Source organism: Pragia fontium (assembly GCF_900638655.1).
GTDB classification, from domain to species: domain Bacteria; phylum Pseudomonadota; class Gammaproteobacteria; order Enterobacterales; family Enterobacteriaceae; genus Pragia; species Pragia fontium.
In genome coordinates, this window is the sequence record NZ_LR134531.1 from 3,709,087 (window position 1) to 3,731,322 (window position 22,236).

The window sequence follows — 22,236 nt, forward strand, 5'->3', positions numbered from 1 at the left end:
AAATAAAAAACGCCCGAGATCATATTGATCTCAGGCGTTACGGAAAAATCATATCGTAATGATTTTAAAGTAGTTTAGCTAGCCTGTTCAGATCCGACTGGATAGCACCGGCGGTCACATCCCGCCCGGCTCCCGGCCCACGAATAATCAGGGGGTTATCTCGATACCAGCGACTCTCAATGGCAAACAGGTTATCGCACGGCAATAGAGCAGACAGAGGATGGTCGTCACTTACCGCTTCAACACCAACCCGCGCCTTACCATTAGCATCGTAACGAGCAACGTAACGCAGAACCAGCCCCATCTCTTTCGCCGCTTCTAAACGTTCCAACATTTGCTGATTCAGGGTCTGAGCGTTTTCAAAGAAGTTGTCAACTGAGCCATGCTCCGCTCCCTCTGCGACCAGCGACTCCACCCTAACCTGATCAGGTTCAATGTCATAGCCCGCTTCACGCGCCAAAATCACCAGTTTACGCATCACGTCCTGACCGGATAAATCAACCCGAGGATCCGGCTCGGTTAAGCCCTGTTGCCAGGCTTGTTCCACCAGCTCAGAAAACGGTATCGAACCATCAAACTGCAAAAATAGCCACGATAGCGTGCCGGAGAAAATTCCGCTTAACGACAGAATAGTATCACCGCTGTCACGCAGGTCGCGTACCGTATGATTGATGGGCAACCCCGCCCCAACAGTAGCGTTATACAACCAATGGCGTCCGGTTTTAACAAAGGCATCACGAATCTGACGGTATTCATTCCCTGACGATGCACCGGCCAATTTGTTGGCGCTAATTACATGAAAACCATAACTGGCAAAATTCAGATAATTACTGGCCAGTTCCTGACTGGCGGTAATATCCAGAATCACCAGATCATCAAAGGGATGATCCCGCATCCAACTGACTAACACATTATCATCCAGCGTTTGCGATTCATCATCAAAGAAGGCGAGCACTCTGCTGGCATCCAACCCCTGATAATCAAGCACGCATCGGCGGCTATCCACCACACCAGCCAGAACAAACTCGAATCCGGTACGGGCGGAAATATTTTTTTGCTCGCGGGCAAACAACTCCAGCCAGCGAGAACCAATATTCCCCTTACCGTATAGCACCAGCCCAACGCATTTCTCTGCTCTGAACAAACTGGCGTGTAATCCCTGAATCAAATGCTCTGTTGGCCCCAGACGCAGCACCGCAACTAAACTGATCCCATCATCCGCATGCCAGATAAACTCCACCGGCTGATCTTTTAGCAACTGATAGAAGCGATGGCTATGCAGCGGATTCTTACATACACCAGCACCCACCAATGCCACCAACGCCAATCCCTCACGTAGCTGCAATCGACCAGGCAGTCTGGCATCGCTCAAAATCTGCAATACACTATTAACGACTTCAGAGGTATAACAAAGCTGGAGTAGGTTACGGTCTGAATGCACACCGGTTGCCAACGGTTTAACCTGAACCCGGTTAAGAATGCGTATAACTTCTTTTTGAATCTGGGCAAAGTCGTGCTGTGGTTCAACATGCAGCTCAATCAAACAAACATCATCATGGCTGGTGACGATTCTGGCTCCGGTACCCGATGCCAGCACCCGCTCAATACGAGTAGAACCTTGCTCTGGCTGATAACTACAGCGGAGCTGGAGCTCAATATCACTACCGGAAACCGGCTGTAACGTTCGGGTATGAAGAACCGGCGCCGCTAAACGCGCTAATTCACTAGCCTCATCCAAACGCAGTAAAGGTAGCAAACAAGCATCCTTCACTTTACGTGGATCGGCACTATACACCCCGGCAACGTCGCTCCAGATAGTGACTTTCACTACGCCCGCCAAAGCACCGATCTGGGTAGCCGAATAGTCGCTGCCATTTCGTCCCAATAGAACGGTTTCACCCGCTTCATTGCGTGAGATAAAACCGGTAACTACCAGACGCTTACCCGGCTGTTGAGCCAGAATTTGTTGCAATAATGGGTAGGATCGCCCCTCATCTACCTGAGGCTGCGCCGAACGTTCTGCGCGTAAAAAATGACGGGCATCCAGCCATTCAGCACTCATACCTTGCTGATTTAGTACCGCTGACATTAACCGAGCTGACCATATTTCACCATGACCGACCACTTCGGCATAAACGGCATCGTTAACTTCGCCATCCAACAGTGCCGCCAGACGCTCAAGATCGCTAATGAATAAGGTAATAAGCTGAGATGCCTGTGATTCCGGCAACAGACTATTAATCAATTCGCTCTGATAGCGACGCAGCTCTTGTTGGACCTGATGAGCAGAAATGCGGTCTGATTGACTTAGCTGAAGCCATTTAATTAATTGATTGGTGGTATTACCTGCGGCAGATACCACCATCATGTCGCCTTCGTGGCTATACTCTGCCATTATCCCTGCTACTCGCAGATAGCATTTACTATCTGCCAGACTGCTTCCGCCAAACTTATGCAACTGGCGGTTTGCAGGAAGCCCGGAGGCTCCTAATGTACTCATACCTACCCCTTCGCTGACGCCTGGAAAGCCTGTTCCAGATCGGCAATTAAATCTTCACTGTCTTCAATCCCTACAGAAATCCGTAACAGGCTATCCGATATACCTGCAGCTATGCGTGCCTCTGCCGCCATTCCCGCATGTGTCATGGTTGCCGCATGGGAAATCAAACTTTCGACGCCGCCTAATGACTCTGCTAGTGTAAATAAATCCAGAGCGCTAAGGAATCGTCTCATGGCCGCTTCATCACCATTAAATTCAAAACTGAGCATTGCGCCAAAACCGGACTGCTGCCGGCAGGCAATCTCATGACCCTGATTCCCCGGCAGAGAAGGATGATACAACTTTTTCACCAGCGGTTGCTGTTGTAAGTAGTCTACAATAGCCGAGGCACTTTGCTGTTGTTGTTTCATCCGCGGACTAAGCGTGCGCAGGCCTCGCAACAACAAATAACTGTCAAATGCAGCAGCGGTGACACCAATATTATTGGCCCACCACGCAAAATCGACACCCAATGCTTCCTCTTTTGCAATCACCACACCAGCCACTACATCGGAATGGCCGTTGAGATATTTAGTGCAAGAATGCACAACAATATCTGCGCCAAGAGCGATTGGCTGTTGTAGTAACGGGCTGAGGAACGTGTTATCCACCACGGCTAACGCGCCAACCTGATGGGCAGCTCGGCAAATTTTGGCAATATCCACTACCCGTAATAGCGGATTACTTGGCGATTCAATCAAGACCAATTTAGGATTTTTGGCTAATGCCGCTTCCAGCGCTTTCTCATCCCCTTGATCGACAAACAGCACGTTATAGACACCGCGGCGCGCCTGACTGTCGAAAAGGCGATAGCTACCGCCGTAGCAATCGTGAGGGGCAACCAGTAAATCCCCGGGTTTTAATAACATGGTACAAATCAGGTGAATAGCCGAAGTGCCACTGCTGGTCAGCACAGCACGGCTTCCGCCTTCCAGTTCAGCCAATGCAGCCTGTGCCACATCACGGGTTGGATTACCGCGACGAGAATAATCATGCGCACGCGGCTGATTAAAATCGGCAAAGTTATAGGTGCTGGAAAGGTGGATCGAAGGAACTACACAGCCATATTGTTCGTCTGAGTTAAGTCCGCCACGTACTGCAATGGTTGCCTGTTTACGCTTCACCTGAATTACCTCAATAGATAGAAAACCATAAAATATAGCAGATAAGATAATACCTAACCAATACGGACGTCAATACTTCTAGACATCTAAACTTCTTGCCGTGTAGATTGAGGAAAACTGAAATATCCGTTAAAATTGTCATGATATATCTTTTTTCGTGTATTCATGCGCCATACCAACGCGTGAATAGGTAAGTTGGTTCAGATTGAGCTAACTTTAAAATTTCAGCTTTCTATATAATTTAAGGTGCCCCATGGCTGAGTGGAACGGCGAATATGTCAGCCCCTATGCTGAACATGGTAAAAAAAGTGAGCAGGTAAAAAAAATTACGGTATCAATCCCATTAAAGGTACTGAAAATTTTGACTGATGAGCGTACTCGCCGTCAGATTAATAATCTGCGACATGCCACTAACAGTGAATTACTTTGTGAAGCGTTCCTGCATGCATTTACCGGGCAGCCATTGCCGAACGATGAAGATTTGCGTAAAGAGCGTAGCGATGAAATTCCGGAAGCGGCAAAGATACTGATGCGCGAGAAAGGTATCGATCCGGACACTTGGGAATACTAAATCCGATACGGTTAGCCGGTATTCGAGAACAAACTTGGGTTACTAAAGACGGATCACTAGATACAAAAAAGGCGCCATCGGCGCCTTTTTCTTAAGCTCTGTAAAATTACTTAGAGCCGCCAACCATGTTGAAACGCTTGTTGAAGCGGTCTACACGGCCACCGGTAGCAACATCACGTTGTTTACCAGTATAGAACGGGTGACATTCGCTGCACACGTCCAGGTTTAAATCGTGACCCACAGTTGAGTGAGTTTTGATAACATTACCGCAAGAACAAGTAGCAGTAATTTCTTTGTATTCTGGGTGGATACCTTGTCTCATATTAGCCTCTCTATGTCGCGTCGCTATACGGTCACTATTGCCGAACACCACGCGAAGTAAAAAATGGTTGAGTGGTTTGATTCATGTTTTGAACCAAAGGTGGCGTATTATACAGATGCCATATAATCAACGCAAGCACCGTCACCTATTCAGCAGTTAAGGCTGCTTGTGTTATGCTGCTGCGCTTCTATTCCATTTTGATTACGCTGCCGGATTTGGATTATCACAATAATGAGCGTTGTTAACGTTGCTTTACCTGTACCACTGGACCGCTGCTTCGACTATCTGCTACCTGAAGGCGAGCAAGCTGTCGTCGGTGCCAGAGTGAGTGTACCTTTTGGCAAACGACAGGCTATTGGCATTATTGTTGGTACCAGCGAACAAAGCGATTTCCCGCTATCTCAATTAAAAAAAATTAATGATCTGCTCGATCGGGAATCGCTATTTACCCCATCCTTATGGAAAACCCTGCTGTGGGCGGCAAGTTACTACCAGTTTCCGCTGGGCGAAGTCCTGTTCCATGCCTTACCGGTATTATTACGTCAGGGAAAGCCCGCTCAGGAACCCCCTATTTGGCAATGGCACATCACCGATGAAGGTAAAACGGCCGATCTGTCAGTATTAAAGCGCGCACCAAAACAGCAGCAAGCCTTGGCTGCACTACGCCAGGCCAATATCTATCGTTACCAAATTAATGAGCTGGAACTCAATGAAGCAGCCTTTCAGGCACTCAAAACCAAAGGACTAGCTGAGTTACAGCCTCAGTATCCTTCTCCGATTGTTTGGCAGGAAAGTTTTGCAATCAATGGCGAACGATTAAAGCTAAATACCGAGCAGGCTACGGCTATTGGGGCTATCCGTAGTGATGATCAAAAGTTTGGTGTTTGGCTGCTGGAAGGCATTACTGGTTCAGGCAAAACCGAAGTTTATCTTAGCGTACTGGAAAATATCCTGTCTGAGGGACGCCAGGCTCTGGTTTTGGTACCCGAAATCGGCTTAACTCCGCAAACTATTGCCCGCTTTCGTGAGCGTTTTAACGCTCCAGTTGATGTTGTTCACTCCGGGCTAAACGACAGCGAGCGTTTAGCAGTATGGTTACGTGCCCGCCGTGGCGAAACAGCTATTGTTATTGGTACTCGTTCCGCCCTGTTTACGCCATTTAAGCATCTGGGCATTATCATTATCGATGAAGAACATGACAGCTCCTATAAGCAACAAGAAGGCTGGCGTTATCATGCCCGGGATCTGGCGATCCTTCATGCCCGACAAGAAAATATTCCTATTGTCTTGGGTTCGGCAACCCCGGCCATTGAAAGCTTATATAACGCCCAAAGCGGTAAATATCATCACCTAAGACTTACTTTCCGTGCTGGCCATGCGCAACCGGCTAGCCAATATATTTTAGATCTTAAAGGCCAGCCATTAACCGCAGGACTTGCGCCATCTCTACTTAAGCGTATGCGCACCCATTTACAGGCGAACAACCAGGTTATTCTGTTTTTAAACCGCCGTGGATATGCGCCAGCACTTCTATGCCATGAATGTGGCTGGATTGCCGAATGTCAGCGCTGTGAACGCTACTATACCCTGCACCAAAATCAACGAATGTTGCGCTGCCATCATTGCGACAGCCAACGACCTATTCCTTATCAGTGTCCAAAATGCGGTTCTACCCATTTAGTACCGGTTGGTGTGGGAACTGAACAGTTGGATCACGAACTGGCGCAGCTGTTTCCTGATACGCCAATTACCCGCGTCGATCGGGATACCACCAGCCGTAAAGGTGCACTAGAACAGCATTTATCCGATATCCATCAAGGAGGTGCCCGTATTCTGATAGGCACGCAAATGCTGGCTAAAGGTCATCACTTCCCTGATGTCACCTTGGTGGGATTAATTGATGTTGATGGCGCTCTTTTTTCTGCGGATTTCCGCGCCGCCGAGCGTTTTGCCCAGCTTTATACTCAGGTTTCTGGCCGAGCTGGTCGAGCCGGGAAAAAAGGAGAGGTCTTACTACAGACCCATCATCCTGAACATCCATTGCTACAAACCTTATTACATCAAGGCTATGATGCTTTTGCCAAACAGGCGATTGAAGAACGTAAAAGTGTATTTCTACCCCCTTTCACCTATCACGCCATTTTCCGTTCGGAAGATCATGATAATCAACAAGCTCCGATGTTCCTGCAGCAGCTGCGCGAACAGTTAGAAAATATTAGAGCACAGGATTCATCTTTATGGATTCTCGGACCGGTCCCGGCATTGCAAGCTAAACGCAGCGGTCGTTTCCGTTGGCAATTGCTCCTTCAGCATCCGTCTCGAGGCCGTTTACAACAGATATTACATTCAATCAGAGCTCAAATTGCGGTTATTCCCCAAGCGAAGAAAGTGAAATGGACGCTGGATGTCGATCCGATTGAAGGTTAATAACACTATATTTGAGAAGCGGCTCTAAAAAGCTACGTAACGTTATATTAATCAGCTCGGTAATAACATAAAACGGTTATCGCACAGCGTATTGCCCCTGATTATTTATTCATTACCAAGCTCAAAGATGACTGCCCCATGTTCAGCACAATCCATTGATAATCAATGAATAATAAGTCTGACTATCTTAAAAAAGCAGAAAAAACAAAGAATAAATAAAAGAAGGGAAGCCTTAATTTGTCTCTATCGATTTGAGATAAACTATTTTTGCAGGAGTCTCATCTTGAAACAGAATAATACAGCGGCACAAGTAACGATGAAAGATGTAGCCAATGTCGCTGGCGTCTCCACGGCAACCGTGTCCAGAGCGTTGATGATGCCAGAAAAAGTCGCCCATCAAACGCGGGAGAAAGTGGATAACGCCATTCAACAAACCGGGTATATTCCTTATCTTCCCAGTAGAAATCACAAAAACAACCAATCAAAAATATTATTGGTTATGTCGTTGGATATCACCGACCCTTTTTTGACCGATGTTATTCAGGGGATTCAGCAAACCGCTGCAGAGTATGGCTATATGGTTCTGCTGTTGGGTAATCAACAACAATCAATTGAACAAGCTTCGCTCTCCCCTCTGTTAAATCAGGTCGATGGCATTATCCTGTTAGGCGCTAACTCTCCGCTGGATATACATCATCATGAATCTCTGCCACCTATGGTCATGGCCAATGAATATTTGCCTGAACTGAAATTACCCACCATCCATATTGATAATCTGACCGCCGCCTTTAATGCGGTAAACTATTTACAGCAAATTGGTCATCGTCGCATCGCCTGTATTTCTGGCCCCGCACATCTGCACCTCAGCCACTACCGCCTCCAAGGATATATTCAGGCGATTCAGCGTAGCGGTATTGCATTGGAAAAGCGCTATATGTTGTCCGGATCTCTCACGTTTGAAACCGGATCGACTGCATTGACACAATTAATGTCTCTTCCTCAACCACCTAGTGCTATATTTTGTCATAGCGATATTATGGCCATCGGGGTCATACATCAGGCTAAAAAGATTGGCATCAAAATACCTGAAGAGCTGTCAATTGTTGGCTTTGACGATATCGCTCTGGCACAATATGCCGACCCACCGTTAACTACGGTGGCACAACCCCGGTATAATATTGGTCACCAGGCAGTGTTAATGCTGCTGGAACTATTGCAAGGATGCCCGGTAAAAAGTAACTCGGTATTACTCGACAGCGAACTTATTGTTCGGGAAAGTACGGCTAAACCTCATAGCTAGCTAAAGTACGTCATATTACGTACTATAATGGCTCTCTTTTAATCAGTTTTTTCAAATAACATTGTAGTGAAGTCATAGTGGCACAACGAGATTATGTAAGCCGTAGTCGTTCGGGGACGCGGAGCAAAAACAGCAGCAGAAAGAAAAAAGGCTCATCCGGTGCGGTTTCCAAGCTGATGATCGTGCTTGCGGTCGCCGTTTTAGTGGTATTTGCTGGCGGTCTCTATTTTATTACCCAGCATAAACCAGACATCTCTCCAGATACTCCTAACCAGTCAACTAAGCCAGGTAATGGGCTACCTCCTAAACCTGAGGAACGCTGGAGCTATATTAAAGAGCTGGAAAACCGTCAGGTCACCAATTCGCCAAACTCCATTGGTCAGCCAGCCAATAATTCTCAGATTCCGTTGACGGCCGAACAGAAAAAAATTCTGGAGCAAATCCAGTCAGATATGCAACAGGCGCCTACGCAACTCTCAGGCGTAGACGCTAGCGGCCGTCCATCTACAGCACGAGATGGCGGTGCTAAACCTGCATTAAATAATACAGCACCGGCGACGGCGACCAACACCCAGCAAACACAAACCACTCAGCCGAAAAAAACACCACCGCCGGCAGCAACTAGCCAAACCGCAGCTCAGGCACAAAACCAACGATGGATTATTCAGTGTGGCTCATTTCGCACAGTTGAACAGGCAGAGTCGGTCAAAGTTGGTCTGGCCTTTTCAGGTATTGGAAGCCGTATCAGTTCGAGTGGCGGTTGGAACCGGGTTGTTCTCGGCCCCTATTCGAATAAAGATGAAGCAGACAAAACTTTACAACGCCTGAAAAATTCTGGTAACAGCGGCTGTATTCCTGTTGCATCAGGAAAGTAATTCATTGATTTAATAGACTTACTCTATCCGTTTCGGTGACCTTATCGTCACCGAAAATTCTTTAAGCCCGGCTAATTTATGCAGATTGTTTATTGGCCAAGGGTTGAAATCTACTTATCTTTCCCCATCTACATATTTATTATGCCTCGTACTTGTGTGAGGTCGTTTTCTATTAGCTAACGAGGTGTTGCTCGTGACAACAATTGTAAGCGTTCGCCGTAATGGTCATGTAGTCATAGGTGGTGATGGTCAGGTAACTCTGGGTAACACCGTAATGAAAGGTAATGCCCGCAAAGTTCGTCGCCTGTATAACGATCGTGTTATCGCGGGTTTTGCCGGTGGTACCGCTGATGCCTTTACGTTATTTGAGCGTTTTGAGCGCAAATTAGAAATGCATCAGGGTCATCTAACCAAAGCTGCCGTTGAGTTGGCAAAAGACTGGCGTACTGACCGGATGTTACGCAAATTAGAAGCTCTGTTGGCCGTCGCAGATGAAACTGCATCGTTAATCATCACCGGTAATGGTGACGTCGTACAACCTGAAAACGATCTGATTGCGATTGGTTCAGGTGGTCCCTATGCACAATCCGCAGCCAGAGCATTGCTTGAAAATACCGATATGAATGCCCGCGATATCGTCGAGAAGTCTCTCTCTATCGCCGGAGATATCTGTATTTATACGAACCGATTCCAAACCATCGAAGAATTAAAGTCTAAAGAATAAGGACCGAAACGATGTCTGAAATGACTCCTCGCGAAATCGTCAGTGAACTTGATAGTTATATTATCGGTCAGCATAAAGCCAAGCGCGCCGTTGCAATAGCATTACGTAACCGCTGGCGTCGTATGCAACTTGATGAAGTGCTGCGCCACGAAGTTACCCCAAAAAATATCCTGATGATCGGTCCTACTGGCGTCGGAAAAACCGAAATTGCCCGTCGTCTGGCAAAATTAGCCAATGCGCCGTTTATTAAAGTCGAAGCGACCAAATTCACTGAAGTCGGCTATGTTGGTAAAGAAGTTGACTCTATTATTCGTGATTTAACCGATGCGTCGATCAAAATGGTGCGTCAGCAGTCGGTTGAAAAAATGCGTTTCCGTGCGGAAGAACTGGCTGAAGAACGTATTCTTGATGCACTGATTCCACCAGCACGCGATAACTGGGGACAATCAGAAAGCACAACGGATAATTCCGCGGCCCGTCAGGCATTCCGTAAAAAACTACGGGAAGGTCAACTGGACGATAAAGAGATCGAAATCGAACTGGCTGCAATGTCGATGGGCGTAGAAATTATGGCGCCTCCAGGCATGGAAGAGATGACCAATCAACTGCAGTCAATGTTCCAGAATCTTGGCGGACAAAAACAAAAGCCGCGTAAGATGAAAATCAAAGAAGCCTTTAAACAGTTAATCGAAGAAGAGGCCAGCAAGTTAATCAATCCTGAAGAGCTAAAACAACAGGCTATTGATGCCGTTGAACAACACGGTATTGTATTTATTGATGAGATCGACAAAATCTGTAAACGCGGCGAAGTGTCTGGGCCTGACGTTTCCCGTGAAGGCGTTCAGCGCGACTTACTGCCATTAGTGGAAGGCTGTACGGTATCAACCAAGCACGGTATGGTAAAAACTGACCATATCCTATTTATTGCTTCTGGTGCATTCCAGACCGCCAGCCCATCCGATCTGATTCCAGAATTACAAGGTCGTTTACCTATTCGCGTTGAGCTGCAGGCTTTAACCACCGAAGACTTTGAAAGAATTTTGACCGAACCAAGCGCATCATTAACCGAGCAATATAAAGCGTTAATGGCAACAGAAGGCGTTAGCATTGACTTCACAACTGATGGCATCCGCAGAATTGCTGAAGCTGCATGGCAGGTCAATGAGCGTACTGAAAACATTGGAGCTCGTCGCTTACATACCGTGTTAGAACGCTTAATGGAAGACATTTCCTATGATGCCAGCGAAAGCGCCGGAACGGCCATCAACATTGACGCTGACTATGTCCGCAGCCATCTTGATGAACTGGTTGATGATGAAGACCTAAGCCGTTTCATTCTGTAACGTTTTTTACTGTACTACTTATTTTGCTGTATTTACGGGAGGTATCAACCTCCCGTAAACTTATCTCTCCGGTATTTACCCTGTTTTGGTGCAGAATCAAAGCAAACTCTCGTTAACTTCTCTATAATACTCGTATAATCAGCGGTTAGCCGTTTATCCACATTAAATTTTATTTTTTGATTAAAGCTAAAACATGAGCCAAACCCACTCAACAAGTAAAGCCACGGCCTGGATTGAAAGTCTGCGTCCCCGTACGTTACCCCTGGCGCTGGCGTCTATCGTCACGGGCTCAGCATTAGCTGCCTGGATGAACCATTTCCAATTAGATATCGCATTGATGGCGTTGTTAACCGCCGCACTACTGCAAATACTATCGAATTTGGCCAACGATTATGGTGATGCCGTCAAAGGTAGCGACACCGAAACCCGTATTGGCCCCAACCGAGGTATGCAGAAAGGCTTAATCAATCAGGCACAAATGAAGCGAGCTTTGATTGTCGTTATTGCTTTGACGGTGATCTCCGGCATTACGTTAATTACCATTGCCTGTAAAAAACCTGAAGATATTATTGGTTTTATGGGTTTAGGCCTTTTGGCTATCGTTGCCTCAATTACTTATACCGTCGGCCGTAAACCGTACGGTTACATGGGATTAGGTGATATTTCAGTTCTGATTTTCTTTGGCTGGCTTAGTGTAGCTGGTACCTATTATCTGCAAGCCGGTACGTTAGACAGCGTCGTGATGCTACCCGCAACCGCTTGTGGTCTACTGGCCACTGCAGTACTCAATATCAATAACCTGCGTGACATTGATAACGACAGAATGAACGGCAAAAACACGCTTGCTGTCCGTCTTGGGCCAATATGGGCTCGCCGTTATCATTTCCTGTTGCTGGCGGGGGCGCTACTCTGCTTAATTCTCTTTACCTTATTTGATCTGCGTAGTTGGAGCGGTTGGCTTTTCATTCTTGCCGTGCCGCTACTATACCGTCATGCCATGTATGTGCTACACCAACCAACGGCCGTTGCCATGCGTCCAATGTTAGAGCAAATGGTCAAAGGCGCATTACTGACTAATATCCTGTTTGCTATCGGTGTCATACTGAGTTAATTATTCACTAATTTTCATCCCAAGCGGCTTTAGATTGCCGCTATATCAGGCGTGAAACCGAGGATAGCTTTGCTATCCTCGTAAAATTCAGGATATACTGATCATTCATGGCGATACACTGACAGGCGACGATCTTATGAAATATGATACTTCCGAGTTGTGCGACATCTATCATGAAGAAGTCAACGTTGTGGAACCTCTGTTCTCTAACTTTGGCGGACGCCCCTCTTTCGGTGGTCAAATCACCACGGTCAAATGCTTCGAAGATAATGGCTTACTCTATGAACTATTAGAAGAAAATGGTCAGGGTCGGGTCTTATTGGTTGACGGCGGTGGTTCGGTACGCCGAGCATTGGTCGATGCAGAGTTAGCGCGTTTGGCTGTTCAGAACGAATGGGAAGGTGTGGTGATCTACGGCGCTGTTCGTCAGGTCGATGAGCTGGAAGAGCTGGATATCGGTATTCAAGCCTTAGCATCAATTCCCGTTGGTGCTGACTCGCAAAACATTGGCGAAAGCGATATTCGTGTCAATTTCGGCGGAGTCACCTTCTTCTCAGGCGACCACTTGTATGCTGATAACACCGGAATTATCCTGTCGGAAGAAGCACTGGATATCGAGTAATACGGTATCTCACCGATAAAAATACTCACAAAAAACGCCGTCTTTGCACGGCGTTTTTTATTGCTGAATAATCAACAAAATTGGATCAGTTAACATCGTCCATTTTACCTAACAGCAAACGTAAACGCTCCTGCCAGGCTTGCTGTTCTTGTTTCAGTTGAGCGTTTTCGTTCACTAATGATTCACGTCCATTGGATGCCGTTTCAATTTCACGAACTAAAGAGTTATTTTTTTCTTTCAGCTCTTCAATTTCCATTTGTAATAATGTGATGGTATCAATGGCCTGTTGGACCTTAGCTTCCAGTTTTTCAAATACTTCAAATGACATTATATTGTCCTCATATAGACATAACCGCAAAGCGGAAAATCAAAAATTATCACAGCCGCTAGCGGCAAGACGCGCTCATCCCGTTTAGTGGATCGCCAAAATCAACAGAATGATTGTATTAACCTGACCTGATGCTGTCCAGCCATAGACCCATATAAAGCGCGAATGTTCAGAAATTTTGTTAATAAAACTGAAAACCATCCGTCAAAGCCAGCTAACCGATTATACCGCGGTCTACACGCATTGAGAAATATGCTTCTGAAGGTTCAGCAAAATTTGCCAGAAATCTGAGCCAGGCATCAATTTTCGAACTCAAAACAACAATTCTTTGACCGATAACACAGATTAACACTTTCGTTATTTTTCGAAATGGCGCGATAACGCTAAAATAAAGCTATTCCCTCTATCTCTCTAATAGAGGCTATAAACAGGTAATCAGCTTAACGCCATTTACCTCTCTCTTCTTCCTTTTACAGGATTATATTTATGAGCCAAACCGACGGCCCTTCTTTAAAGGGGCAATGTATTGCTGAGTTTCTTGGTACTGGTTTATTTCTTTTTTTTGGTATTGGCTGTGTAGCGGCATTGAAAGTGGCGGGAGCAAGCCTCGGACAATGGGAAATTAGTATTATCTGGGGTCTGGCGGTTGCACTGGGCGTTTACTTAACTGCCGGTGTATCCGGGGCTCATCTTAACCCGGCCGTCACCATTGCTCTCTGGTTATTCGCCTGTTTTGACCGCAAGAAAGTAGTTCCTTTTATTATTGCGCAAGTCGCTGGCGCATTCTGTGGGGCTGCGTTGGTATATGGCCTGTACTTCAGCTTGTTCTACGAAGTAGAAACAGCTCAGCACATTGTCAGAGGTAGCGTAGACAGTCTGTCATTAGCTGGCGTGTTCTCCACTTACCCCAACCCGGCAATTAATGTATTTCAGGCATTTTGTGTGGAATTCGTCATCTCGGCTATTCTGCTCTGTTTGATTCTGGCCTTAACCGATGACGGCAACGGTGTACCGCGCGGTTCTTTAGCACCATTATTAATTGGTATTCTGGTTGCGGTTATCGGTGCATCTATGGGACCACTAACCGGATTCGCCATGAACCCGGCGCGTGATTTCGGACCAAAACTGTTTGCCTATTTTGCTGGCTGGGGCAATATTGCTATGACCGGAGGCAGAGATATTCCTTACTTTATTGTCCCTATTTTAGGACCTATTCTCGGCGGCTGTCTGGGTGCATGGGGCTATCGTAAATTTATTGGCGGCAATTTGCCTTGCCATACCTGCGCTATCGACGACAACAAAAAATAATGGCTGCCGTTAACTTACTTACCACACGTCAATTCACGGAGTTACCGCAATGACGACTGAACAGAAATATATTGTAGCCCTCGATCAGGGGACGACCAGTTCACGAGCCGTGGTTTTGGACCACGATGCTAACATCATCGGTGTATCGCAGCGTGAATTTACCCAAATTTATCCCCATGCTGGTTGGGTAGAACATGACCCGATGGAAATTTGGGCCACCCAAAGCGCGGTATTAGTTGAAGTACTGGCACAAACTGGCATCAGCTCAGATGAAGTCGCTGCAATAGGTATCACCAACCAGCGTGAAACCACTATCGTCTGGGATAAAGCAACCGGTAAACCAATCTATAACGCTATCGTATGGCAATGCCGCAGAACCGCCAGCATTTGTGAGCAGTTGAAAAAAGAAGGCATGACAGACTATATCCGTGAAAATACGGGTTTGGTTGTTGACCCCTACTTCTCTGGTACCAAAGTGAAGTGGATTCTGGATAACGTCGAAGGCGCTCGTGAGCGCGCAAAACGCGGTGAATTACTGTTTGGTACCGTCGATACTTGGCTGGTATGGAATATGACGCAGGGGCGCATCCACGTTACCGATTACACCAATGCCTCCCGTACGATGCTGTTCAATATCAAAACGCTGGAATGGGATCAACGCATGCTGGAAGCGTTGGATATTCCTCGGGAAATGCTGCCGGAAGTTCGTCCGTCTTCGGAAATTTATGGCAAAACCAATATTGGTGGTAAAGGCGGTACGCGTATTCCTATTTCTGGTATGGCCGGAGACCAACAGGCAGCACTATTCGGTCATTTATGCGTCCAACCAGGTATGGCGAAGAACACCTATGGTACCGGTTGTTTCCTACTGATGAACACCGGCAAAGAAGTCGTGAAGTCCGACCATGGCCTGTTAACCACCATCGCCTGTGGCCCACGTGGTGAAGTGAACTATGCATTGGAAGGTGCGGTGTTTATCGGTGGTGCGTCTATCCAGTGGCTACGCGATGAACTAAAACTGTTTAACGATGCTATGGACTCCGAATATTTCGCTACTAAAGTCAAAGACAGCAACGGCGTATATGTGGTACCAGCCTTTACCGGTTTAGGCGCACCATATTGGGATCCTTATGCTCGTGGCGCCATTCTCGGTCTAACCCGCGGCGTGAACTCTAACCACATCATCCGCGCAACGCTGGAATCTATCGCTTATCAAACCAGAGACGTTTTGGATGCGATGCAGGCCGATGCAGGCACACGCCTTAAAGCTTTACGCGTTGACGGCGGTGCCGTATCCAATAACTTCCTGATGCAGTTCCAATCAGACATTCTGGGTACCTCTGTAGAACGCCCGGCAGTACGCGAAGTGACCGCATTAGGTGCAGCTTACTTGGCCGGTTTAGCCGTTGGGTTCTGGAGCGATCTGGAAGAAGTGAAAAGCAAAGCAGATATCGAGCGAGTATTTAAACCCGGTATCGAAACCACCGAGCGTAACTACCGTTATAAAGGCTGGCAGAAAGCCGTGGCTCGTGCCCGTGACTGGGAAGAGCACGACGCGTAATAAAACGCTCTCGATAACAAAAGGCCCGCTTGCGGGCCTTTTGTTTGTTGATAATTCGCTTATCACCCTCTTTTTACCCGAGTTAACTGTGATAAGATCCCATCAATATTTTTCCATTCATCATCCATTCTTCACTACAGACGGACCCAACAAATGAAACGTGAATTAGCGATTGAGTTTTCCCGTGTCACTGAGGCCGCTGCACTGGCCGGTTACCGCTATTTAGGCCGCGGCGATAAAAATAAAGCCGACGGTGCGGCAGTAGAAGCCATGCGAATTGTACTAAATCAGGTCAATATCGACGGCGAAATCGTGATTGGTGAAGGTGAGATCGACGAAGCCCCAATGCTTTATATCGGGGAAAAAGTGGGAACTGGTCATGGTGATGCGGTCGATATCGCAGTTGATCCCATCGAAGGTACCCGTATGACCGCGATGGGTCAGGCTAATGCTTTATCAGTATTGGCCGTAGCAGAAAAAGGTGCCTTCCTGCATGCGCCTGATATGTACATGGAAAAACTGGTTGTTGGCCCTGGCGCCAAAGATACCATTGACTTAAATTTGCCCCTGCGTGAAAACCTGATTCGTATTGCCGCTAAATTAGAGAAACCCCTGGAGTCTTTAACTGTGATCACGCTGGCTAAGCCGCGTCACGATGGGGTTATTGCTGAGATGCAGCAGCTAGGCGTCAAAGTATTCGCCATTCCTGACGGTGATGTTGCTGCCTCTATCTTGACCTGCATGCCAGACAGTGAAGTCGATGTGATGTACGGGATCGGTGGTGCACCAGAAGGCGTTATCTCTGCTGCCGTCATTCGAGCACTAGACGGCGATATGCAGTCCCGTTTACTGGCTCGTCATCAGGTAAAAGGGGACAGTGAAGAGAATCGCCGCATCGGTGAACAAGAGCTGGAGCGTTGCCGCCAAATGGGCATTGAGGCAGGAAAGGTACTTAAGTTGGGCGATATGGCGCGTAACGATAATATTATTTTTTCAGCCACCGGTATCACTAAAGGCGATCTGTTGAATGGTATTCAGCGCAAAGGGAATATGGCCACAACTGAAACCCTCATGATCCGCGGTAAATCCCGTACCATTCGGCGAATTCAGTCAATTCATTATCTGGATCGCAAAGATCCTGCCCTGTGTGACATTCTGCTTTAAGACTTTTTCATCATGCCATGCTGCCTTCATTCAGGGCAGCATGGTACTTTATCTAAACCTATTTCAGGCGATTAAACGCCAAACTCACTACGATAAGCTTGGATGGCCGCCAGTTGTTCCACCATCTCTGGCTTCTCCGTCAGATACTCTACTAAATCATCCAGCGTAACAATAGTAATCACCTCACATTGGTAATCACGCTTTACTTCCTGAATGGCTGACAGTTCACCACGGCCACGCTCTTGACGATCGAGAGAAATCAATACTCCGCTCAATGTTGCGTCATGCTGACGAATCACTTCCATTGATTCACGAATAGCAGTACCGGCAGTAATCACATCATCAACCAGCATAACGCGGCCGGTCAGAGGGCTCCCCACCAAACTGCCGCCTTCACCGTGATCTTTGGTTTCTTTACGATTAAAACAGTAAGGAATATCAATATCATGATGTTCAGACAGAGCAACCGCCGTAGTAGTGGCAATCGGAATACCTTTGTAGGCTGGTCCAAACAGTAAATCAAACGCTATACCGGAATCTACCAGTGCTGCCGCATAAAAACGCCCGAGCAACGCCAAATCACGTCCAGTATTAAAGAGACCCGCATTAAAAAAGTATGGACTAACTCGACCGGATTTCAGGTGGAATTCGCCAAACTTTAATACCTGTTTATTCAGTGCGAACTCAATAAACTGGCGTTGATAGGGTTTCATAAACGGCCTCTCCTTAACTGAATAACAATAATTAAATCATAAAAAAGCGACGTTTCCGTCGCTTTTCAACTACTGTGCCAATACGGCTATTTGAGCCTGAATAATGGTATCTATTCCCTGACGAGCCAGAGCCAATAACTCTAACAACTCTTCATGAGTAAACGGCTCACCTTCTGCCGTACCCTGTACTTCAATCATGCGACCGTCATCGGTCATCACCACATTCATATCGGTTTCAGCAGCAGAATCTTCCACATACTCCAAATCGCAAAGGGCCTCGCCACCCACAATGCCCACGGATACCGCAGCGACCATACATTTCATTGGGTTCTTCTTCAACTTACCTTTGGCAACCAACGAGTTTAGCGCGTCAGCCAATGCTACGCAGGCTCCGCTAATCGATGCGGTACGCGTGCCACCATCCGCCTGTAACACATCACAATCCAATGTAATAGTGAACTCACCTAACAAGGTTAGATCAACCGCGGCACGCAGTGAACGAGCGATCAGACGCTGAATCTCCAGCGTGCGTCCCCCTTGCTTGCCTTTTGCCGCTTCACGTGGATTACGAGTATGGGTTGAACGTGGTAGCATGCCGTATTCAGCAGTGATCCATCCCTGACCTTGCCCTTTCAGAAAACGCGGTACACCTTCTTCAATTGTCGCCGTACACAGCACTTTAGTTTCACCAAACTCTACCAAAACGGAACCTTCCGCATGTTTGGTATAATGGCGAGTAAAGGTAATAGGGCGTACTTGTTGAGCACTTCGACCTTCTGGACGCATGCAATAATCTCCACGGGTGTATTTATTGGTGGCTCAGGAAGTGTTCCACAATATAATTATTAAAAATATTGAGGAACGCCCCCTGCTTCTGTGACCGCGCATTATACTGACTTCGTAGCGCTATGCCTATCATGGACAGTAAACTTTACCGCAGCTAAGAGACTTTTATCTGACTGGCAAAGAATAAATACATTCTTATCGATAAAAGTAAGCCCACCACAGGGTGGGCCATAAAAATAGAGAAATATCGATTAGTTAACTGCAGGAGCTGCGGCAACAGACTCGGTGGATTCAGGATTACCAAAATTAAAAATGAATCTTTTATATTGGTTTTGGAAAGCAAGTTTTGCCTCTTTACCCGTCATTTTTCCATCGATTACCTGCTGCTTATACTTATTAGCCGTTGCCATAATATTGATAGCTCCACTACCTTGGCTCACTTTATGGTCCGCAGCTAATAATGCGTTCATACAGTCAACGTAACCAACATAAGCATTCGCCTCAGGGTTCTGAGCATCGCACTGTTTATGATATTTAGTCATAATTGAATATTTGGAAGCACACCCTGCCACAGCCAACACCACCAGGACTAAAATCGACATTTTTTTCATAACTATTCCTTTATATTTTAATTAGATAGTACTTTTTATATCCTGAAACATTAATACCTGCAATAATGTTTTACCAGCGAGTCAATATTGAATCTGTTACTGAATCAACCAAAATAGTAGCTAATTCAAACGGGTAATAAACCATAGTTTGTTACAGGTCACTGGTCGACGCTTCTTCAACAGCATAATATTTTCTTTAGAAAAATAAAATCCGATGATGCTCAAAAAATAGCTATAATCACCAGCTAAACCGTGTGCCAAAATCGCTACCGACTTATCTGGACATCAAGCAGTATTATTATAATAATGAACCAGTTGTCAGGAAGAATGCATCTTATGCTTAATTTTCATGGCGCTCAATAACATTATATCAATTCACTTTTATGCAGGATCATTCAATGGATACCCCGCGTGGAGAGCGCTTACAAAAGCTAATTCAAACATTAAAAGAAGGCGATAAAATTCATTTACGCGATGCCGCACAATCATTAGGCGTTTCGGAAATGACTATTCGCCGCGATTTAAATGACAATCCCTATTCTCTTATCGTGCTCGGTGGCTATATTGTTATCGATCCTAAAAACAATAACGTTAATCACTATTTTCTCAGCGAGCAGAAATCTAAAAATATTGATGAGAAAAGATATATCGGAAAACTGGCAGCCCAACAGATTGAAGAGAATGACACGGTGTTCTTTGACTCCGGTACTACTCTGCCGTTTATTATTGAAAACATTCCTGATGAACTGAGGTTTACCGGGGTGTGTTATTCTCTGAATACCTTTCTATCACTCAAGAATAAGCCCAACTGCACCGTTATTTTATGCGGTGGTGAATTCAAAACCAGTTCCTATATTTTCACACCGGTTGGTGCAAATAATGAGTTGGATTTTATCCGCCCCAATAAAGCTTTTATTTCTGCGGCAGGTGTGTCCCTGGAACATGGCGTAACCAGCTTTATTCTAGATGAAGTCAGAATGAAAATGCAGGCAATGTCAGCCTCAAAACAGAAAATACTTATCGCCGATGCCTATAAGTTCGATAAAACCAAGCCAGGACGTTTCGGCACACTCAATCAATTTGATAAAATCATCACCGATCAGCAACCAGACAAGAGTTATCTCGATTACTGTTATCAACACGATATCGGTGTGATTTATTAAGCCATAAAAAAGGGCGGTTATTCCGCCCTTCAACTTGATGATAACGCGACTAATAATTTTCCGGCCGTAACAATAGAGGCTTGTTATTGTTACAACTGGACAAAGGGCGGCATAACCGCCCTTTTTTATTTCAACAATAATTATTAGAAAATCTTAAACTTATAATCAATCTGTAATTCAATAGAGTGATTCTGCGCCAGTAACGCTTTATCTTGCGATTCATTCAAGATTGGCTTGTTACGCTTACTTTGGAAGTTCCAAGATGGTCCACCAGAAAGCTGAACGCTCAGGTTTTTCAACTTACCATCTACTGGAGCCCAACGGGTATAAAGCAGGGTTTCGCCGCGATCAATGCTAACGCCTTTATACTTCATGCCCCAGCCGTAGTTAGTGACTGCACCCACTTCAATTTCAGGCGTAACAGCATAGCCAGGCGTCCAGGCAATCATTTTCTCTTTATGCCCAACGTAGTCATTACCCCAGCTATCCGCCATGGAGTTAAACGTTCCCCGGCTGTTTTTCGCTAAGTGCCACTCAAAACGACCCAGCCCATCATCCAACTTCGCTACCGTATATGAAGCACCCACTTTATGCTTCCAACGATCGGCTTGCCACTGAGCCATTAGCGCATAGTGATAAGCGTTTTTATTAAAGGTTTTATGTGAAGTGGACATTTCAGTCCAGTTATCCAATCCCTGATTCAGATAGAATAATGAAGTCACACGGAGCTTATTACCCGCCATTGTTGACGGTTTCCATTCCAGCTCAAGGCCCTGACGACGCATATAGTCATGGCTTTCTCCCCAGAAATATAGCGCGCTATAATCCTGAAGCTGATATTTCACATCGGCAGTAGAAATATTACTGATCTGACGCTTCCTATCTGCACTGCGGAAGTGAACTTTTTCAGGTGAATCACGATCGGTATAACGCGTGACATAAGCCCCTCTTAATCTCAATGGGCCAGTACCTGCTTCAGCACTCCAGCCCAAATAGGAGCTAGGAATAGCACGAGTAGAAATATTCAACGCACCCCATTTACGCAGTTCTTTCCAACCGCTGTACAAATGGAAGTAAGTATCATCATCGCCCAGACGGAACTTACCGTAGATCTGTCCCATCTTGTTAAAGCCTTTCGCTTCACCATTATCGTTATAAAGTACGCTACGGCCATAGAACTCATCACTGTTCGCCAGCTTTAACACACTGTAATAAGAAGCATCAACACCGATCATATCGGCTAAATAACCCGAACGATAGTCAAGGGTGAATCCCTGACCCCATGCGGTTTGTACAGAACGCTCACCGTAGTCAGAAGTATTTAAATTTTTAAATACGTTACGCAGTGAAAAATCCAGCTGACTATTGTTGACAAAATCGGCTAAAAACTCAGGCGTTGTATCATTTTTCTGCGACTCAGCATAAGCGGATAAAGGCAGCAATGCGCAAGTCAATAAAGCAACAGAAAGCTTATGTAAGGTATTTATTCTCATTAATGCAATCCCTGTTCATGCCCAAAAAATAGGCGAACAAATACGCCAAATTTTGGTAATTATTTGATGGAAAGTTTTTATTATTTAATGATGCTATAAAGCGTAAATTTAATTTTTAATAATTAGTCAGGTATATATTCCTTAATTAATA

The 22,236-nt window shown here is 45.9% G+C and carries 20 protein-coding genes; 12 read left to right on the top strand and 8 right to left on the bottom strand.

The features are described from left to right. Positions 1-64: 64 nt before the first annotated feature. Both EL341_RS16010 and metB read right to left on the bottom strand, forming a co-directional pair. Positions 65-2,500, bottom strand: coding sequence for a bifunctional aspartate kinase/homoserine dehydrogenase II (locus tag EL341_RS16010; protein ID WP_126468162.1), 2,436 nt, complete (start codon positions 2,498-2,500; stop codon positions 65-67). 2 nt (positions 2,501-2,502) lie between these two features. Further along, positions 2,503-3,663, bottom strand: a complete 1,161-nt coding sequence (gene metB, locus EL341_RS16015) for a cystathionine gamma-synthase (RefSeq protein ID WP_126468163.1) — start codon at positions 3,661-3,663, stop codon at positions 2,503-2,505. Between the two features lie 253 nt (positions 3,664-3,916). On the opposite strand from metB, the gene metJ reads away from it, so the two are divergent. Next, positions 3,917-4,234 (top strand): met regulon transcriptional regulator MetJ, encoded by a 318-nt coding sequence (metJ, locus tag EL341_RS16020; RefSeq protein ID WP_047782227.1) that lies wholly within the window; start codon positions 3,917-3,919, stop codon positions 4,232-4,234. 106 nt (positions 4,235-4,340) lie between these two features. Here the strand turns inward: metJ and rpmE are convergent, their stop codons facing one another. Next, on the bottom strand, positions 4,341-4,556 hold the full coding sequence (rpmE, locus tag EL341_RS16025; RefSeq protein ID WP_047782228.1) for a 50S ribosomal protein L31: 216 nt from the start codon (positions 4,554-4,556) through the stop codon (positions 4,341-4,343). A 231-nt stretch (positions 4,557-4,787) separates the two neighbouring features. Here rpmE and priA point away from each other — a divergent pair, with 231 nt between their 5' ends. From priA to rraA, 7 genes are all read left to right on the top strand, one after another. Beyond that, positions 4,788-6,983, top strand: a complete 2,196-nt coding sequence (gene priA / locus EL341_RS16030) for a primosomal protein N' (RefSeq protein WP_126468164.1) — start codon at positions 4,788-4,790, stop codon at positions 6,981-6,983. A 283-nt stretch (positions 6,984-7,266) separates the two neighbouring features. Further along, positions 7,267-8,283: a DNA-binding transcriptional regulator CytR gene (gene cytR / locus EL341_RS16035; RefSeq protein ID WP_268794294.1), complete on the top strand. Its 1,017-nt coding sequence runs from the start codon at positions 7,267-7,269 to the stop codon at positions 8,281-8,283. Between the two features lie 77 nt (positions 8,284-8,360). Beyond that, complete coding sequence (gene ftsN / locus EL341_RS16040; RefSeq protein ID WP_047782230.1) at positions 8,361-9,158, top strand: cell division protein FtsN; 798 nt, start codon at positions 8,361-8,363, stop codon at positions 9,156-9,158. A gap of 193 nt (positions 9,159-9,351) precedes the next feature. Beyond that, on the top strand, positions 9,352-9,882 hold the full coding sequence (gene hslV, locus EL341_RS16045) for an ATP-dependent protease subunit HslV (RefSeq protein ID WP_047782231.1): 531 nt from the start codon (positions 9,352-9,354) through the stop codon (positions 9,880-9,882). 11 nt (positions 9,883-9,893) lie between these two features. Continuing rightward, positions 9,894-11,225 carry an HslU--HslV peptidase ATPase subunit gene (hslU, locus tag EL341_RS16050; protein ID WP_047782232.1) on the top strand — a complete coding sequence of 444 codons (1,332 nt, stop codon included), beginning with the start codon at positions 9,894-9,896 and terminating at the stop codon, positions 11,223-11,225. A 193-nt stretch (positions 11,226-11,418) separates the two neighbouring features. After that, on the top strand, positions 11,419-12,336 hold the full coding sequence (locus tag EL341_RS16055; RefSeq protein WP_047782233.1) for a 1,4-dihydroxy-2-naphthoate polyprenyltransferase: 918 nt from the start codon (positions 11,419-11,421) through the stop codon (positions 12,334-12,336). Between the two features lie 136 nt (positions 12,337-12,472). Then, the gene (gene rraA / locus EL341_RS16060; protein WP_047782234.1) at positions 12,473-12,958 is read left to right on the top strand and encodes a ribonuclease E activity regulator RraA; all 486 of its coding nucleotides are present in this window, start codon (positions 12,473-12,475) and stop codon (positions 12,956-12,958) included. An 85-nt stretch (positions 12,959-13,043) separates the two neighbouring features. On the opposite strand, the gene zapB is transcribed toward rraA, so the two are convergent. After that, a complete protein-coding gene (zapB, locus tag EL341_RS16065) occupies positions 13,044-13,286 on the bottom strand; it encodes a cell division protein ZapB (protein ID WP_047782235.1) in 243 nt (80 codons plus the stop codon). 486 nt (positions 13,287-13,772) lie between these two features. On the opposite strand from zapB, the gene EL341_RS16070 reads away from it, so the two are divergent. The 3 genes from EL341_RS16070 (at position 13,773) to glpX (ending at position 17,319) form a co-directional block, all read left to right on the top strand. After that, positions 13,773-14,594: an MIP/aquaporin family protein gene (locus tag EL341_RS16070; protein WP_047782236.1), complete on the top strand. Its 822-nt coding sequence runs from the start codon at positions 13,773-13,775 to the stop codon at positions 14,592-14,594. Between the two features lie 49 nt (positions 14,595-14,643). Further along, positions 14,644-16,155, top strand: a complete 1,512-nt coding sequence (glpK, locus tag EL341_RS16075) for a glycerol kinase GlpK (RefSeq protein ID WP_047782237.1) — start codon at positions 14,644-14,646, stop codon at positions 16,153-16,155. Between the two features lie 153 nt (positions 16,156-16,308). After that, complete coding sequence (gene glpX, locus EL341_RS16080; protein WP_047782238.1) at positions 16,309-17,319, top strand: class II fructose-bisphosphatase; 1,011 nt, start codon at positions 16,309-16,311, stop codon at positions 17,317-17,319. 71 nt (positions 17,320-17,390) lie between these two features. Here the strand turns inward: glpX and pyrE are convergent, their stop codons facing one another. The 3 genes from pyrE to EL341_RS16095 all read right to left on the bottom strand — a co-directional run bounded on the left by pyrE (position 17,391) and on the right by EL341_RS16095 (position 19,429). After that, on the bottom strand, positions 17,391-18,032 hold the full coding sequence (gene pyrE / locus EL341_RS16085) for an orotate phosphoribosyltransferase (protein ID WP_047782239.1): 642 nt from the start codon (positions 18,030-18,032) through the stop codon (positions 17,391-17,393). 69 nt (positions 18,033-18,101) lie between these two features. Continuing rightward, positions 18,102-18,818: a ribonuclease PH gene (gene rph / locus EL341_RS16090; protein ID WP_047782240.1), complete on the bottom strand. Its 717-nt coding sequence runs from the start codon at positions 18,816-18,818 to the stop codon at positions 18,102-18,104. Between the two features lie 251 nt (positions 18,819-19,069). Beyond that, positions 19,070-19,429 (bottom strand): hypothetical protein, encoded by a 360-nt coding sequence (locus tag EL341_RS16095; RefSeq protein WP_047782241.1) that lies wholly within the window; start codon positions 19,427-19,429, stop codon positions 19,070-19,072. A gap of 398 nt (positions 19,430-19,827) precedes the next feature. Between EL341_RS16095 and deoR the strand changes: the two genes are divergently transcribed. After that, the gene (deoR, locus tag EL341_RS16100) at positions 19,828-20,592 is read left to right on the top strand and encodes a DNA-binding transcriptional repressor DeoR (protein WP_047782242.1); all 765 of its coding nucleotides are present in this window, start codon (positions 19,828-19,830) and stop codon (positions 20,590-20,592) included. A gap of 143 nt (positions 20,593-20,735) precedes the next feature. Here the strand turns inward: deoR and EL341_RS16105 are convergent, their stop codons facing one another. After that, on the bottom strand, positions 20,736-22,085 hold the full coding sequence (locus EL341_RS16105) for an OprD family outer membrane porin (RefSeq protein WP_126468165.1): 1,350 nt from the start codon (positions 22,083-22,085) through the stop codon (positions 20,736-20,738). Between the last annotated feature and the right edge of the window lie 151 nt (positions 22,086-22,236).

Excerpts from the sequence above, each read along its gene's own strand:
- rpmE (WP_047782228.1), bottom strand. The coding sequence starts at position 4,556 with ATGAGACAAGGTATCCACCCAGAATACAAAGAAATTACTGCTACTTGT.
- metJ (WP_047782227.1), top strand. The coding sequence starts at position 3,917 with ATGGCTGAGTGGAACGGCGAATATGTCAGCCCCTATGCTGAACATGGT.
- pyrE (WP_047782239.1), bottom strand. The coding sequence starts at position 18,032 with ATGAAACCCTATCAACGCCAGTTTATTGAGTTCGCACTGAATAAACAG.
- EL341_RS16055 (WP_047782233.1), top strand. The coding sequence starts at position 11,419 with ATGAGCCAAACCCACTCAACAAGTAAAGCCACGGCCTGGATTGAAAGT.
- EL341_RS16010 (WP_126468162.1), bottom strand. The coding sequence starts at position 2,500 with ATGAGTACATTAGGAGCCTCCGGGCTTCCTGCAAACCGCCAGTTGCAT.
- glpX (WP_047782238.1), top strand. The coding sequence starts at position 16,309 with ATGAAACGTGAATTAGCGATTGAGTTTTCCCGTGTCACTGAGGCCGCT.
- deoR (WP_047782242.1), top strand. The coding sequence starts at position 19,828 with ATGGATACCCCGCGTGGAGAGCGCTTACAAAAGCTAATTCAAACATTA.
- rph (WP_047782240.1), bottom strand. The coding sequence starts at position 18,818 with ATGCGTCCAGAAGGTCGAAGTGCTCAACAAGTACGCCCTATTACCTTT.
- rraA (WP_047782234.1), top strand. The coding sequence starts at position 12,473 with ATGAAATATGATACTTCCGAGTTGTGCGACATCTATCATGAAGAAGTC.
- EL341_RS16105 (WP_126468165.1), bottom strand. The coding sequence starts at position 22,085 with ATGAGAATAAATACCTTACATAAGCTTTCTGTTGCTTTATTGACTTGC.
- priA (WP_126468164.1), top strand. The coding sequence starts at position 4,788 with ATGAGCGTTGTTAACGTTGCTTTACCTGTACCACTGGACCGCTGCTTC.
- EL341_RS16095 (WP_047782241.1), bottom strand. The coding sequence starts at position 19,429 with ATGAAAAAAATGTCGATTTTAGTCCTGGTGGTGTTGGCTGTGGCAGGG.
- hslU (WP_047782232.1), top strand. The coding sequence starts at position 9,894 with ATGTCTGAAATGACTCCTCGCGAAATCGTCAGTGAACTTGATAGTTAT.
- glpK (WP_047782237.1), top strand. The coding sequence starts at position 14,644 with ATGACGACTGAACAGAAATATATTGTAGCCCTCGATCAGGGGACGACC.
- EL341_RS16070 (WP_047782236.1), top strand. The coding sequence starts at position 13,773 with ATGAGCCAAACCGACGGCCCTTCTTTAAAGGGGCAATGTATTGCTGAG.
- zapB (WP_047782235.1), bottom strand. The coding sequence starts at position 13,286 with ATGTCATTTGAAGTATTTGAAAAACTGGAAGCTAAGGTCCAACAGGCC.